Annotated in this window: 10 protein-coding genes and 1 tRNA gene; 9 read left to right on the top strand and 2 right to left on the bottom strand. The window is 37.5% G+C overall.

What is annotated here, in order from left to right:
* Positions 1 to 16 precede the first annotated feature (16 nt).
* The 5 genes from bshB1 (at position 17) to ASE55_RS01685 (ending at position 8519) form a co-directional block, all read left to right on the top strand.
* Positions 17 to 736, top strand: coding sequence for a bacillithiol biosynthesis deacetylase BshB1 (gene bshB1, locus ASE55_RS01705; protein WP_056214679.1), 720 nt, complete (start codon positions 17 to 19; stop codon positions 734 to 736).
* Positions 737 to 771: 35 nt separating this feature from the next.
* A tRNA-His gene (locus ASE55_RS01700) sits at positions 772 to 847 on the top strand.
* A gap of 315 nt (positions 848 to 1162) precedes the next feature.
* Positions 1163 to 1597 (top strand): hypothetical protein, encoded by a 435-nt coding sequence (locus ASE55_RS01695; RefSeq protein ID WP_056214676.1) that lies wholly within the window; start codon positions 1163 to 1165, stop codon positions 1595 to 1597.
* A 26-nt stretch (positions 1598 to 1623) separates the two neighbouring features.
* Complete coding sequence (locus tag ASE55_RS01690) at positions 1624 to 6660, top strand: DUF4132 domain-containing protein (RefSeq protein WP_056214673.1); 5037 nt, start codon at positions 1624 to 1626, stop codon at positions 6658 to 6660.
* Between the two features lie 377 nt (positions 6661 to 7037).
* Complete coding sequence (locus tag ASE55_RS01685) at positions 7038 to 8519, top strand: T9SS type A sorting domain-containing protein (protein ID WP_056214670.1); 1482 nt, start codon at positions 7038 to 7040, stop codon at positions 8517 to 8519.
* A 420-nt stretch (positions 8520 to 8939) separates the two neighbouring features.
* On the opposite strand, the gene ASE55_RS01680 is transcribed toward ASE55_RS01685, so the two are convergent.
* Together ASE55_RS01680 and ASE55_RS01675 are read right to left on the bottom strand one after the other, a co-directional pair.
* Positions 8940 to 9275, bottom strand: coding sequence for a DUF3276 family protein (locus ASE55_RS01680; RefSeq protein WP_002976288.1), 336 nt, complete (start codon positions 9273 to 9275; stop codon positions 8940 to 8942).
* Between the two features lie 99 nt (positions 9276 to 9374).
* Complete coding sequence (locus tag ASE55_RS01675) at positions 9375 to 11045, bottom strand: ABC transporter ATP-binding protein (protein ID WP_056214667.1); 1671 nt, start codon at positions 11043 to 11045, stop codon at positions 9375 to 9377.
* A 91-nt stretch (positions 11046 to 11136) separates the two neighbouring features.
* On the opposite strand from ASE55_RS01675, the gene ASE55_RS01670 reads away from it, so the two are divergent.
* From ASE55_RS01670 to ASE55_RS01655, 4 genes are all read left to right on the top strand, one after another.
* Positions 11137 to 12042 (top strand): transcription antitermination protein NusB, encoded by a 906-nt coding sequence (locus ASE55_RS01670; protein WP_056214664.1) that lies wholly within the window; start codon positions 11137 to 11139, stop codon positions 12040 to 12042.
* Positions 12043 to 12051: 9 nt separating this feature from the next.
* A complete protein-coding gene (locus tag ASE55_RS01665; protein WP_056214661.1) occupies positions 12052 to 12573 on the top strand; it encodes a DUF1573 domain-containing protein in 522 nt (173 codons plus the stop codon).
* A gap of 4 nt (positions 12574 to 12577) precedes the next feature.
* Positions 12578 to 12949: a preprotein translocase subunit YajC gene (gene yajC / locus ASE55_RS01660; protein ID WP_056214659.1), complete on the top strand. Its 372-nt coding sequence runs from the start codon at positions 12578 to 12580 to the stop codon at positions 12947 to 12949.
* 257 nt (positions 12950 to 13206) lie between these two features.
* A complete protein-coding gene (locus ASE55_RS01655) occupies positions 13207 to 13938 on the top strand; it encodes an SDR family NAD(P)-dependent oxidoreductase (RefSeq protein WP_056214656.1) in 732 nt (243 codons plus the stop codon).

Here is a 13938-nt window from a genome sequence, read left to right as displayed (position 1 = left end):
AAAATAAAAATAACAGATGAAGACAGATATACTTGCATTCGGTGCCCATCCGGATGATGTGGAGCTGGGTTGTGGCGGAACAATAGCGAAAATGGTTTCAGAAGGAAAAATTTGTGTTATTGTTGACCTTACCAAAGGAGAACTCGGAACCCGCGGAACTGATGAGACCAGAAAAGAGGAAGCAGCAGCATCCACAAAAATTCTTGGTGTTTTAGCAAGGGAAAATCTTGGGATGAAAGATGGGTTTTTGACAAATTCTGAAGAATACCAGATGGAGATCGTAAAAATGGTACGCAAATACCGCCCGGAAATCGTTTTGGCCAATGCAATTGATGACCGACATCCGGATCATGCAAAAGCAGCGAAATTAGTCTCGGATGCGTGCTTTTTAGCCGGACTGAGAAAAATAGAAACAATTTTGGATGGAGAAAACCAGGAGGTGTGGAGACCGAAACTGATTTTTCATTATATCCAGTGGAAAAATATTGAACCGGAATTTGTAATCGACATTTCTGAGCATCTGGATAAGAAAATTGAAGCCTGTATGGCATACAAAACCCAGTTTTATGACCCGACTTCAAAAGAGCCGGAAACACCAATTACTTCAAAGGATTTTTTTGAAAGCCTCACGTACCGTGCTCAGGATTTAGGACGGTTATCGGGAGTGACTTATGCTGAGGGATTTACGTCTGAGAAGCTGATTGCGATGAAAAATTTTGACGGAATTGTTTGGTAATTAAAAAACATTTCCTATATTTGCACTCACAAAACGGTGATTGTAGCTCAGTTGGTTAGAGCGTCGGATTGTGGTTCCGAAGGTCGGGGGTTCGAGACCCCTCATTCACCCTAAAAAGCATACTTTTAAAGTATGCTTTTTTTATTTCATACATCTTTTGAAAGCGTGTTCCATTCTATTATTTTCAAAAATTCTAAAAAATCTTCCGTACAGCTGATTCGGATATATAATTTAAGCGAATAGATAATTATTTAAATTCTATTTTTGGCGCTGTTTCCTGCATTTCATTGCCATCTTTTTTTTCAAAAAAGAATTTTTACTGCAGTCATCCCTTACAAATCTGTTTATGATTATAAATAACTGAGAATTGTAAAATGTGGTAGTGAAAATATTTTCCTATTTTTAGAATTACAATCTACAAGATATATGGAAATAAAAGTCACTGTAAAACAACTGGGCAGGAAGCATCCTGTTCTTGCAGAGCAAAGTATTGAAATTGCGCATCACGAAAGTCATATTTCATTAGAACATCTTTTACAACGGGTTGTGCAACAGCAGGTGACAGCATTCAATACAAAATCATTTGAGCTGGAAGATGAAGACCTTTCCAAAATCCCGCAGGAAAATTATCTGAATATCTTAACAGATACGGGAAAGGTTGGTTTTGGGAGCATTTATAATCAAAAAAGAGCAGATCTGCAAAAAGCACAGGAAAATGCGATTCAGGCTTTTGAAGACGGTATGTTTGCTGTTTTTTATAACGACGAACCTATTGAAAGTCTTACACAGATCATCGACTTAAATTTACAATATACCTTTACTTTTATCCGGCTCACCTTTTTGTCAGGAAGCTATTGGTAATTATAATACACTAAATCACAACATCAATGGAAATCAGCGAAAAATTAAAATCGAAAAAAATTGTCGATTACCACAGGAACTTAAAAAAAGATCTGAAGGAACAGGCAGAAAAAGGATTGCTATCCAAACTTTTTTCTAAACCTAAACTAAAAAAGGAAGTTGCAGAATTCGGATTGCTGCTTCTGGGCAAGAATGATCATTATGAACCTCCTACATTAGGCTCCTCAGCAGCTGAAAAAGCAAAGGAATATATTAAAAGCAATATCTGGGAAGATAAAGATTACTATGATTTATTGGTGTATTTCTTTGGCGATAAGGCAGATCTGGTAAAATATGCATGGAACAAAATGCCTTTCAAAATGTACCAGACAGGTTATGACCGCCGTTCATTCCGTGCACCGAATAATGAAAGGTTTGCTCTGCTGAATCAGGTTAATTTAATGAGAACTTTGCTGGAACTTCCAAGTATCTATTCTTACAGTTCGGGATATGAGTCCTATGATATTTCGTTGGAAGAGCAGATCATCTATGATACCCAGTTGTCTAATAACATGAGCCAGTTTTATATTTGGTCGGCGGCAATTGATACAGGAAATAAAGACATTTATCAGTTGATTGAAGATATTATTTTCAATAAACACCCTGAAGGAAAAGTTTCACAAAATATTATAAAGGCTTTACTGAACAGCGAGCAGAAGCATTGTTGGGAATTGGTAGAAAAACTCTTATTGGCTGCCCAGCGGCAGGAAGGTTTACGGCAGACTGTTTTAGAAGCTCTCGATGAAACCAATACACAGGCTTTGCAATACCTGACGAATGTAATTGTTGAAAATAAACTGACCCGTTTTTCATCTGTTGTAAGGGCTATCGGAACCTGGACAGGCCTTGGCTGGGAATCTGAAAAAGAAACTGTTGTTAAAAATATTGTTTCGCTGGCCAATACTTACTTTAACAATCCCGGACAAATTTCTGAAGCTGTAAAGAGTAAAAACAATAATGAAGTCTATATGGCGCTCTGGGTTCAGGGTGTCTGGGATGTGGAACAGACAGTTCCGTATCTGCATCAGCTGTTTGATAAAGGCAATATCGAAAAGAAATGTCTGGCCATAAAGTTCGCTGCGGAAACCGGAGATCCTTATATTCAGATGCCCCTGTATTACAAAGCTGTTCTGGATGGTGATGTACAGGTTCTGGCTTTTGCAGGGCAGCCGATGTCTGCGTTGTTAAGCGTAAATGTAGATTCTAAATTTTTCATCAATAATAAAGACTACCCGGATTTCTTTGAAAAAATTCATGAATTAATCCAGAAAACTGAGGTTAAGGAAAAAAAATTCGAAGGCAAGGTTTTTTCATGGCTTCATGCGGCATTCAGGAAGAGTGATTTTTATGCCTCAATGTTCTATCTGGTAGGAGAAGACAATGAAAAGCTGGATTTGATATTGTCTTATTTCGATCAGTTTGATTTAGCTTTAAGAGAGCAGTTAACAAGAAACCTTTTAGGCGATTTCTACTGTTATTCTTATTCCTACAATTTTGAGAAAAAGAAAAAATCCGTAACGCCCTTCCAAAAAGAATTTGCCTTTAAAATTATCAGAGACAGAGGAGAATCGTTGGTTGCGTCAGGAATCAATGTTTTACAGCAGAATCCTCTAAATAAAGAAGAAGCGCTGAGCTTATTTGATTTATTTAAAAGAAAAGGCGGAACACTCCGTAAAAAACTGATCGAATTGATGATGAAGCAGGAAGATTCTGTATTGATGCCATTGGCAGATGAATTAACGGTTAAAGGTGATATTGAGCAAAGAACCGCTTCTTTAGATATTATGCTTCAGCTTCAGAAGGATAAAAGGCTGTCCGGTGAGATTAAAAATTGGACGATGCAATATGCTGAAAAAACAAAGATTTCAGATAGGGAAAGAAGCTTGCTGGATCAGATCAACCCTTCCGAAGACAAGGAAATTCTTTCTGCCGAAAACGGATTCGGTTTTTATGATCCTTCTGTAAAATCAAAATATGAACTGCCAAAAGTAGAAGCCGATTCGGTCTATGCAAAAGCAACGGAAAAAGATACATACGGTTTTACGCAGCCTTTGGACCATATTAAAAAAGAATTAAAAAAGCTGAATGATTTATTCCTTGAATATAAAGATTACGAATATGAAGTTGAAGACTGGAACGATTCAGTAATAAAAGTGCTGTTAGGAAATAATTTCCGCCAGATAAAAAATAAAACTGAAGGCTTCACACCGGAACAGCTAACGGAAAATTATCCCCTGTATGAAGTTTGGGAACAGTGGTATAAAGATTCTAAGCTGGAGCCGAGAGATCTGTTTTTACTTACGTTTGTTGAAAGCTGTGACCGTAAAAAGTTCAGGGATTTTCTGGAAAAGTATGTATTCTATTATAAAGATGTTATTCCTAATCCTCTTAAAAACGATTATTACTGGAATAGCCCGGTTAAAAGCATCCTTGAGTCTCTGGAATATAAATTTGCATTTAGAGAAAAGACCGATTTTCTGATTGATGCCTGCAGTACTTTATTTGCTAATCTTCCCGAAGATATCATTAACTACAAGGCCAAACAAAATGACTACTATTACAGTAATACCGGAAACGGATGGCAGTCTTCAGGCTTTTTCAATGTGTTTTTGCAGGGCATTCCGTTAAAAAAGCTAAGCGATGAGCAATTTGTAAAAGTCTGGAATTTATACCGATGGATGCAGTTTAACGGATTGAAAGAAAACATACAGCATACGGTGCCTGCTTTCTATTTATTCGGAAAGGCTTATGAATTAAAAATTATTACCAAAAATGAACTGTATGAAGGGATTTTCACAGCAGAAAGAGCCATCAGAGATCTTACAACAACGAAATTCTATCATCACAACGAAAAATATCTGGACATATTCACTTTCTTAAAGCCTGTGATTGATGAAATACAGAATAAATTTCTGGATATAGAACTTATTCGTGGGGATGCCGGCACTGCCGTTTCTCACTTTGTACAGGAATTCCAGACGATATACGGCGCTGAACGATTCGTACAGATTTTAAGAGGATTAGGGAAGTCAAATTTATATGCGAATTATATATTCAGTTATGGCAGTGAAAGTATGACGAAGCAAAAGCTGTTTTCTTATCTTTTGTCGAACTGTTATCCTTTGGAAAGTGATACGCAGGAATCATTTAACGAAATGATGAAAAAAGAAAAAATTGCGGAGCTTCGCCTGATCCAGGCTGCGGTATATGCTCCGCAGTGGCAGAAGTTCATCAGTAATTATTTAGGCTGGAAAGGTCTGGATTCTGCCATCTGGTGGATGCATGCCCATACAAAAACGGGTTCTTATCAGGCTCAGAATTCAAGTCTTGAAAGTGAAGTGGCTAAATATTCTTCCGTTGATGTTCAGGAGTTTCAGGATGGAGCGGTGGATAAAGACTGGTTTACAGAAGCTTACCGGGAATTGGGAAAAGCCCGTTGGGAAATGTTGTATGAATCGGCAAAATATATTTCTGAAGGAAACGGCCACAGAAGGGCCAAGTTATATTCGGATACCTTAACAGGCGATTTAAAAATAAAAGAGGTAACCACAAAAGTAAAAGACAAGCGTGACCAGGATTACCTTCGGGTGTACGGACTTGTCCCTTTAAGCAAGACAAATCCTGAGAAAGATGTTTTAAACCGGTACGAATATATTCAGCAATTCAAGAAAGAAAGCAAAGAATTCGGTTCAATGAAACAGGCGAGTGAGGCGCTGGCAATTCGTGTTGCTTTAGAAAACTTAGCCAGAAATGCAGGATATCCGGATCCGATCCGGTTAACCTGGGCGATGGAAACCAGGCAGATTCAGAATCTTTTATCAAAAGAGACCCAGGTAACTATTGACGGGGTTACCGTTGGTTTAATTATAGAAGATAGCGGAAAAGCTGAATTGGTGGTTTTCAGAGACGATAAACAGCTGAAATCCATTCCTCCGAAAATTAAAAAAGATAAAGCGGTTGTAGAGTTGGGAAATCACCGTAAAATCATGCGTGAACAATGGTCCCGCTCCCGAAAAGGATTGGAGGAAGCAATGATCAGAGGCGATAAGTTCTTCTATGCTGAAATTAAAAACCTTTTTGAGCATCCGGTTATTGTAAAACATCTGGAGAAACTGTTATTTATTTCAGACAACAGTAAGATAGGATTTTATCATGGTGGGAATCTGTTAGACGCCCAGGGTGAAATTCATGAACTGAACGATGAAAGTACATTGAGAATTGCCCACTGTGTAGATCTCCATCAACATTCTGTCTGGAGCGATTTTCAGCATTATTGCTTCAAAGAAAGACTGGTTCAGCCGTTTAAACAGGTTTTCAGGGAGCTGTATGTTCCTACACCGGATGAACTGCAGGAAAAATCAATATCCCGCCGTTATGCAGGACATCAGATTCAGCCGAAACAGGCATTGGCGTTATTAAAAACAAGAGGCTGGAAAGTGGATTATGAAGAAGGACTGCAAAAAGTTTATCATAAAGAAGGCTTTCAGGTAAAGCTCTATGCTGTGGCAGATTGGTTTTCACCGGCTGACGTGGAAAGTCCGACACTGGAAACTATAGAATTCCATTCTTTAAAAGATTATAAAAATATTCCTTTTGAAGAAATTGATCCCCGGGTGTTTTCAGAAGTGATGCGGGATATAGATTTGGTGGTTTCCGTGGCCCATGTAGGTGGAGTAGACCCGGAAGCCAGCCATTCATCTGTTGAAATGAGGGCTGTATTGATGGAGGAAACGGCAAGATTATTTAAGCTGGATAATATAAGCATTGAAGGATCCCATGTATTGATTAAAGGGCAGATGGCAGAATACAGCGTGCATTTGGGCAGTGCCGTTGTGCATCAGGTCCCGGGGAAATATTTATCGATTCTTGCTGTTCATTCCCAGCACAGGGGAAGACTGTTTTTACCTTTCGCGGATGATGACCCGAAATCTGCTGAAGTGCTGTCTAAAGTCTTGTTATTGGCAAAAGACAGTGAAATACAGGACCCTACGATCCTGGCTCAAATCAGGAGAGAAGTGATGTGACATTTTAAAATTCCGGAACTAAAAAAGGTACACTTTTACGGGTGTACTTTTTTATTTTATAATATTCCTACATTCCACTTTAAATCATATTTTATTCTAAAATGCAGTACTTTATTTAATAAATTCTTGGTGCATTTAATCTCAGGCTAGGTAATGGGGATTTTTCTTAAATAAGTTCAGTGTTTTTTTTAAGTTTTTGCGTCATTACCAATATTTATTAATAAAACACTATATGGTATTCAAATTTTAATTAATTGTTTGACCCCTCCATAAAGAAAGTATATTTTTGCAGTCCACAACATGAAAAATCATCATAATGATGTGTTGTTATTAAAAACAAAAAAATCATCTGAAAAAGAATTCAAATTAAATAAATTATGAAAAAAACAATTATTGTTTTATTATTCCCATTATTTTGTTTTGGACAAACTCAAATAGGATCAAATATTAATGGTGAAGCTGCAAATGATTATAGCGGTAGGAGTGTTTCTTTATCATCAAATGGAAATATTATTGCTATTGGTGCCTCTCAAAATAATGGAAGTGGTACTGATGATGCAGGCCATGTTCGTGTGTATCAAAATGTATCAGGTGTTTGGTCACAAATAGGTGCTGATATTGATGGAGAAGCAAATGTTGATTTAAGTGGTGTTTGTGTTTCTCTATCATCAAATGGCAATATTGTAGCTATTGGTGCTAATGCAAATGATGGAAATGGTAATCTTTCAGGTCATGTTCGTTTGTATCAAAATGTATCAGGTGTTTGGACACAAATAGGTGCTGATATCGACGGAGAAGCTTCATATGATCAAAGTGGTGAAAGTATTTCTTTATCATCAGATGGAAGTATTGTAGCTATTGGCGCTCGATATAATGGAGGAAACGGTACTAATTCAGGTCATGTTCGTGTGTATCGAAATATATCAGGTGTTTGGACAAAAATAGGAGCTGACATTAATGGAGAAGCTGAAAATGATTATAGCGGTTATAATATTGCTTTATCATCGGATGGAAGTATTGTAGCTATTGGTGCCGCTCAAAATGATGGAGGCGGTACTGATTCAGGTCATGTTCGTGTATATCAAAATGTATCAGGTGTTTGGACAAAAATAGGAGCTGATATTAATGGAGAAGCCGCAAATGATCAAAGTGGCAGAAGTGTTGCTTTATCTTCAGATGGCAGTATTGTAGCTATTGGCGCACGTCTAAATGATGGAAATGGTACTGATTCAGGTCATGTTCGCATTTATCGTAATGTTTCAGGTGTGTGGACAAAAATAGGATCTGATATTAATGGAGAAGCTGCAAATGATTATAGTGGTCATAGCGTTTGTTTATCAGCAGATGGAAGCATTCTGGCTATTGGTGCTTATCAAAATGATGGAAACGGTACTGATTCGGGTCATGTTCGTGTTTATCGTAATATTTCAGGTGTATGGACAAAAATAGGCTCGGATATTAATGGAGAAGCTGCAGGTGACTATTGTGGTTATGGTATTTCTTTGTCATCAGATGGAGGTATTTTAGCTGTTGGTTCCAATTATAATGACGGAAACGGTACCAATTCAGGTCATGTTCGAGTTTATAATTTAAACGGTATTTTAGCTTCAGATTCTTTTGCTCAATCTAAATCTAGCCCATTATTATTCCCAAATCCTGTAAAAGATTTTTTAAACCTTTCTTATGATAAAACAATTACTTCTGTAGTAATCTATAATATGATAGGTCAGCAAGTGTTTGTTAAGGAATTAAATGCTAAAGAATTTAAAATTGATACTTCTAATTTAGTTGCTGGAACTTATTTAGTAAAAGTAACTTCTGATAATGAGGTGAAAACATTTAAAATTGTTAAAAAATAAAATAAATATAAAGCTTACCAAAGCTGTTTTTATCAATAAAAGTCTGTCTCACAACTAGTGAAAACAGACTTTTTTTATGATTTTTTTCGACCTCGTGTCGAAGAATGAATTTCACCCAATCCTGGGAAATATTTATCGATTCTTGCTGTTCATTCCCAGCACAGGGGAAGACTGTTTTTACCTTTCGCCGATGATGACCCGAAATCTGCTGAAGTACTGTCTAAAGTCTTGTTATTGGCAAAAGATAGTGAAATACAGGACCCTACGATCCTGGCTCAAATCAGGAGAGAAGTGATGTGACGTTTAAAATTTCAGAACTAAAAAAGGTACACTTTTACGGGTATACCTTTATAATTTCTTAAAATCAGACCACAAAAAAAGCATCTTCTTTTCCAGATGCTTGTGTTTTTTTTTAATATTCTAAACCTCGTCGTCAGAATCAATCGTATATGATCTGCTTTTGAAGTCTTTGTCATGCTTTTCAGATATTACATCCTCTCCCTTCTCATTAATGATGAAATCTGTAGATTCATTAAACATCTCCTGGAAACTTTTAAAATCCTCTTTGTAAAGATAAATTTTGTGCTTCTCAAATGTGGCTTCTCCATTTTCTCCGAAGTTCTTTTTACTTTCGGTAATCGTAAGATAATAATCCCCTGCTTTCGTCTCGCGCACATCAAAGAAATAAGTTCTTCTCCCTGCTTTTAACACCTTGGTGAAAATTTCATTTTCATGGCGTTCCTTGTATTCACTCATTGTTAGATATTTTTTAATCTTGTTAAGAACAAATATAAAAGTTTTCTTTTAATCACAAAATTATTTTTATGATTTATTTAACATTTGTGAATGAAACTGCTAAGCGGTTAAGGAATTGTTAATTTCAGTAAGGTTTATAATTTTATCAGCCTTCTGGGCACTTGACTCTCTGTGTGTAATGATTATGGAAGTGGCGTTGATGATTTTCCTTTCAATGTTTTCAAGGATATTCTGTTCCGTTTCAGTATCCAGAGCAGACAGCGAATCATCAAAAATGATAATATTGGGGTCTTTGATCAGGGCTCTGGCAATACAGATCCTTTGTTTCTGGCCCCCGGAAAGCATTACCCCGCGTTCACCCACCATGGTTTTATACTGTTCTTTGAATCCCACAATATTCTTGTCGACATCAGCAATTCTGGCATACTCCACTACCTTTTCATGGGTAGGATGGTCAACTGCAAAACCGATGTTGTTTTCAATAGAGTCTGAGAAGAGATAACTTTCCTGTGGGATATACCCGATAAAGTTTCTGTAGTTTTCAAGATTATGGTCTTTCAGATTCCTGCCGTCAATCAGGATTTCACCTTCGGTAGGGTCAAGCAGCCTGCACAGCAGCAGGGCAATGGTAGATTTTCCGCTTCCGGTTTTTCCCATAATGGCTAAAGATTCTCCCGCCTTTACCGTGAAGCTGATATTATCCAGGGCTTTAATTCCTGTATTGGGATAGACATAAGAAACATTTCTGAATTCAATATTGCCTTTGATCGGGTAATTTTCAAAATTTGTATTGACGATGTCAGATTTCTTATCCATGAATTCGTTGATTCGCTGCATGGATGCCTCCGCTCTCTGGTTGACAGAAGTTACCCAGCCGACCATTGAGAAAGGGAAAATCAAGGTATTGATATACATAAAGAAATCTGCAATCTTACCGATGCTCAGTTCTCCGGCAATATATTTCTGGCCGCCGATCCATATGATGGCAACATTCAGCAATCCGATAACAAATAAGATAATGGTAAAGAAATACGCTTCGGTTTTTGCCAGATCCAAAGCCTTATCCTGATAATCGGTCACTTTTACGCCATAATTTTTCTCAATATATTTTTCACGGGCAAAAAATTTAACCACCCTGATCCCTGAAAAGCTGTCCTGGACGAATGTTGAGATGGCAGACTGGCTTTTCTGCATAATTTTCGACTTCCTGTTGATTACAGAACTTACTTTATAAATAGCGTACGATAAAATAGGAAGTGGAAGCAATGTCCAGAGCGTCATTGAAACATCGGTCTTCAGCATGTAGATGGCTGTAATAACAACAAGGACAATCAGGTTGGCTACATACATCACACCAGGGCCCAAATACATCCGTACCGCAACAACATCCTCACTTAAACGGTTCATTAAATCCCCGATGGTTGTCTGCTTATAGTCCGTTAAAGAAAGATCCTGATAGTGCCGGTAGATTTTATTTTTCAATTCATACTCAATCCGTCGGGATGCTACAATGATGGTCTGCCGCATCATGAAGGTGAAAAACCCGGTCAGTAAAGAACAGCCGACGATTATTGCTACGTAGATCAGAACCTGCTGATTAAATCCGAGGCTTCCATTTTCGGCAGAATCTTTTAATACATCCACCGATTTTCCTACGAACTGGATTTTATATATGTTGAAAAAGTTGCTGGCAATGATAAATAATACCCCCCAAAATAATAATATTTTGTGCTTCCAGAAATAGGGGTTCAGAGTTTTTAGCGCTTTCATAAAGTTTTACAAAATTACGAAAAATGTACTCAGCCTGAGAATTTCATCAATTTAAAATTTTGTATCTTTGCGCCCATAAAAAGCTCTTTGAATGTTAGGAAGACGACAAATCCGTGAAAAAGCAGTACAGGCTGTGTACTCATATTATCAAAACCCCATAAAGTTTGATGTATTGGAGAAGAATATGTTCTATGGAATAGAGAAAATCTACCATCTTTATATCTATGAACTTAACTTTTTGGTTGCGCTTAAAGAATTGGCGGAACATCAGATTGAAATCGGTAAAAACAAATACATCAAGTCTGATGCAAATACCAATCCTAACCAAAAATTCATCAACAATCAGGTTTTAAAAAAGCTGGAAGAAAATCCCGAGCGGTTATTTTTTACAGGTCAGCATAAGGAGCTGAAATGGGATCTTCATGATGATCTTCTTGTAAAGACCTTTCAGCGAATGACGGGAGGAAAAAGGTATCAGGATTTTATGAAAGAAGAGGGATATTCTTTTGAAGAAGACCAGAAATTCATCGGAAAACTGTTTTTAAGATATATTGCGGAAAATGATGATTTCCATGATTATCTCGGGGATAAGGAAATTTCCTGGTATGATGATATCCACATTGCCAATTCAATGGTTCAGAAGACAATCGGTTTCCTGAAGGAAAATGAAGAAAGCAGGACCTTAATTAAAATGATTAAGGATGATGAGGATAAAACCTTTGCCCTGAAGTTATTGAGGAATACACTGGACAGCTGGGAGAATAACGAGAAAAAACTGAAGGAAAGACTTGAAAACTGGGATCTGGAGAGAGTTTCCCTGATGGATAAAGTCATTCTGTCAACAGCAATTACGGAACTGGATAATTTTCCTTTTACGCCTTCAAGAGTTATTATCAATGAATATATCGAAATTGCCAAAGTATTTGCAACCGACCGTTCAAATATCTTCGTTAACGGGATTTTAGATAAATATTGTAAAGATCAAAATAGAATATAAATCAATTATATGAAAAAGACGTTATCAATTATTGCCTTGTCTGTTATAGGCCTTGGTTTAGTTTCATGCAAAAAAGAAAACAAAGAAACAACAGGTACGGAAACGACTGCTGCAGATTCTACATCTATGAATGCACCTGCTGCAGTTTCCGGTGATTCTTCTGCCGTAACTCCGGTTTCAGCTGATGCTGCTACTGCTGCGCCGGCTTCTAACCAGCCTTTCACAACAATTGCCCTTTCTGAAAGCAACTTTGATTTCGGAAACATTAAAAAAGGAAATAAAGTAGAGCATGTATATGAAGTGACCAATACAGGAACCAATCCTTTGGTAATTTCAGAAGTAAAACCGGCTTGCGGATGTACAGTGCCTGACTTTACGAAAGAGCCGATCATGCCCGGTAAAAAAGGAAAAGTTACACTGCATTTCGATTCATCGAACTTTGACGGAAACGTTAATAAATCTGCCGATGTATTTGCCAACGTAGAAAAAGCGCCGATCAAGTTAACATTCACTGCGAATATCCAACCTTAAGAACATGAATATATTATCCGTTTTTTTACAGGTTCCTGCGCAGGGAGGAAATTCATCCATGATGCTGATCATGATGGGGGTGATGTTCGTAGGATTTTATTTCCTGATGATCAGACCTCAGATGAGAAAGCAGAAGCAGGAAAAGAACTTCCAGGAAACCTTAAAAGTAGGGACGAGGGTTGTGCTTACATCCGGCCTTCACGGGAGAATTGCCCAGGTTCAGGATGACGGTTTTGTTATTGAAACCTTATCCGGAAAGCTTAAATTTGAAAAAGCCGCTGTATCAAGAGAGTTTACAGAAACGCGTTTCGGAGATAAAGCAAAAAATGCAGAGAAACCTGCAGACAAAAAAGAGATTGAAGCTGAGAAAAACTAATTTTCCAGGTTTAAAATATTCGTTTCGGCGGGGTGAGCAAAGCTCACCCCGCCGAAACTTTTTTATGATCAGTTTACCTTCATTTATTAGAATAAGCGATAGCAAGTTTGAGAATGTAAGAATTAGTTCTTGCTTAAATATGCTTGAAATATAGATTAGAAGTCTTCAATAAAGTAATTAATTCCGTCAAAGCATAATAACGTCATATTCATTCACAATTATTCCTGAAATTTTAAGGTTTAAATTATCTTTGCCGGATGAATCCTGATCTCCAAAAAACCGTCCTTATTCTCGGTGCCAATTCAGATGTGGCCAAGCAGTGCATTAAACAGTATACAGCAAAAGGATTTGCCGTAATCGCTGCGTCCAGAGATACAAAATCACTGGATGAATTTGTGCAGATAAATAATTTGGAATCAAAAGTAACGGTTTTATATTTCGACGCAGTTGATTTTGATTCACATCAGAAATTTTATGATGAGCTTACCGTCAAACCTGATATTGTTGTGTATGCAGCAGGTTTTCTTGTGGATAATGAAAAAGCACTGCGGGATTTCAAAGGAACCCGGCAGATGATGATGGTCAATTATATGGGAGCTGTTTCCATCCTCAATATCATTGCCATTGATGAAAACAATAAAAAGTTAGAAAGAATCATCGGGCTGTCTTCACTTTCGGGCGTAAGAGGCAGAAAAAGCAATTTCGTATACGGAAGCACAAAAGCGGCTTTTACGCAATACCTGGCCGGATTGAGGCAGGAGCTGGCTTCACGGAATATTAAAGTCAATGCTCTGGTGATCGGTTATATCCGTACAAAAATCAATGAAGGGCTCCAACTAAACGAATCCCTGATTATGGAACCTGATTATGTGGCAAAACATATTGTTGATGCAGGAAATTCTTTCACGATTGTGCCGAATTTTAAATGGAAAATAATCTATCTGATTTTAAAAGTATTGCCGGAGAGTCTGGTAGCGAAACTTCCTTGA

Source organism: Chryseobacterium sp. Leaf201, assembly GCF_001421435.1.
GTDB lineage: Bacteria > Bacteroidota > Bacteroidia > Flavobacteriales > Weeksellaceae > Chryseobacterium.
The sequence above is the reverse complement of the archived record's forward strand: the minus strand, read 5'-3'. Positions and strand labels throughout refer to the sequence as shown.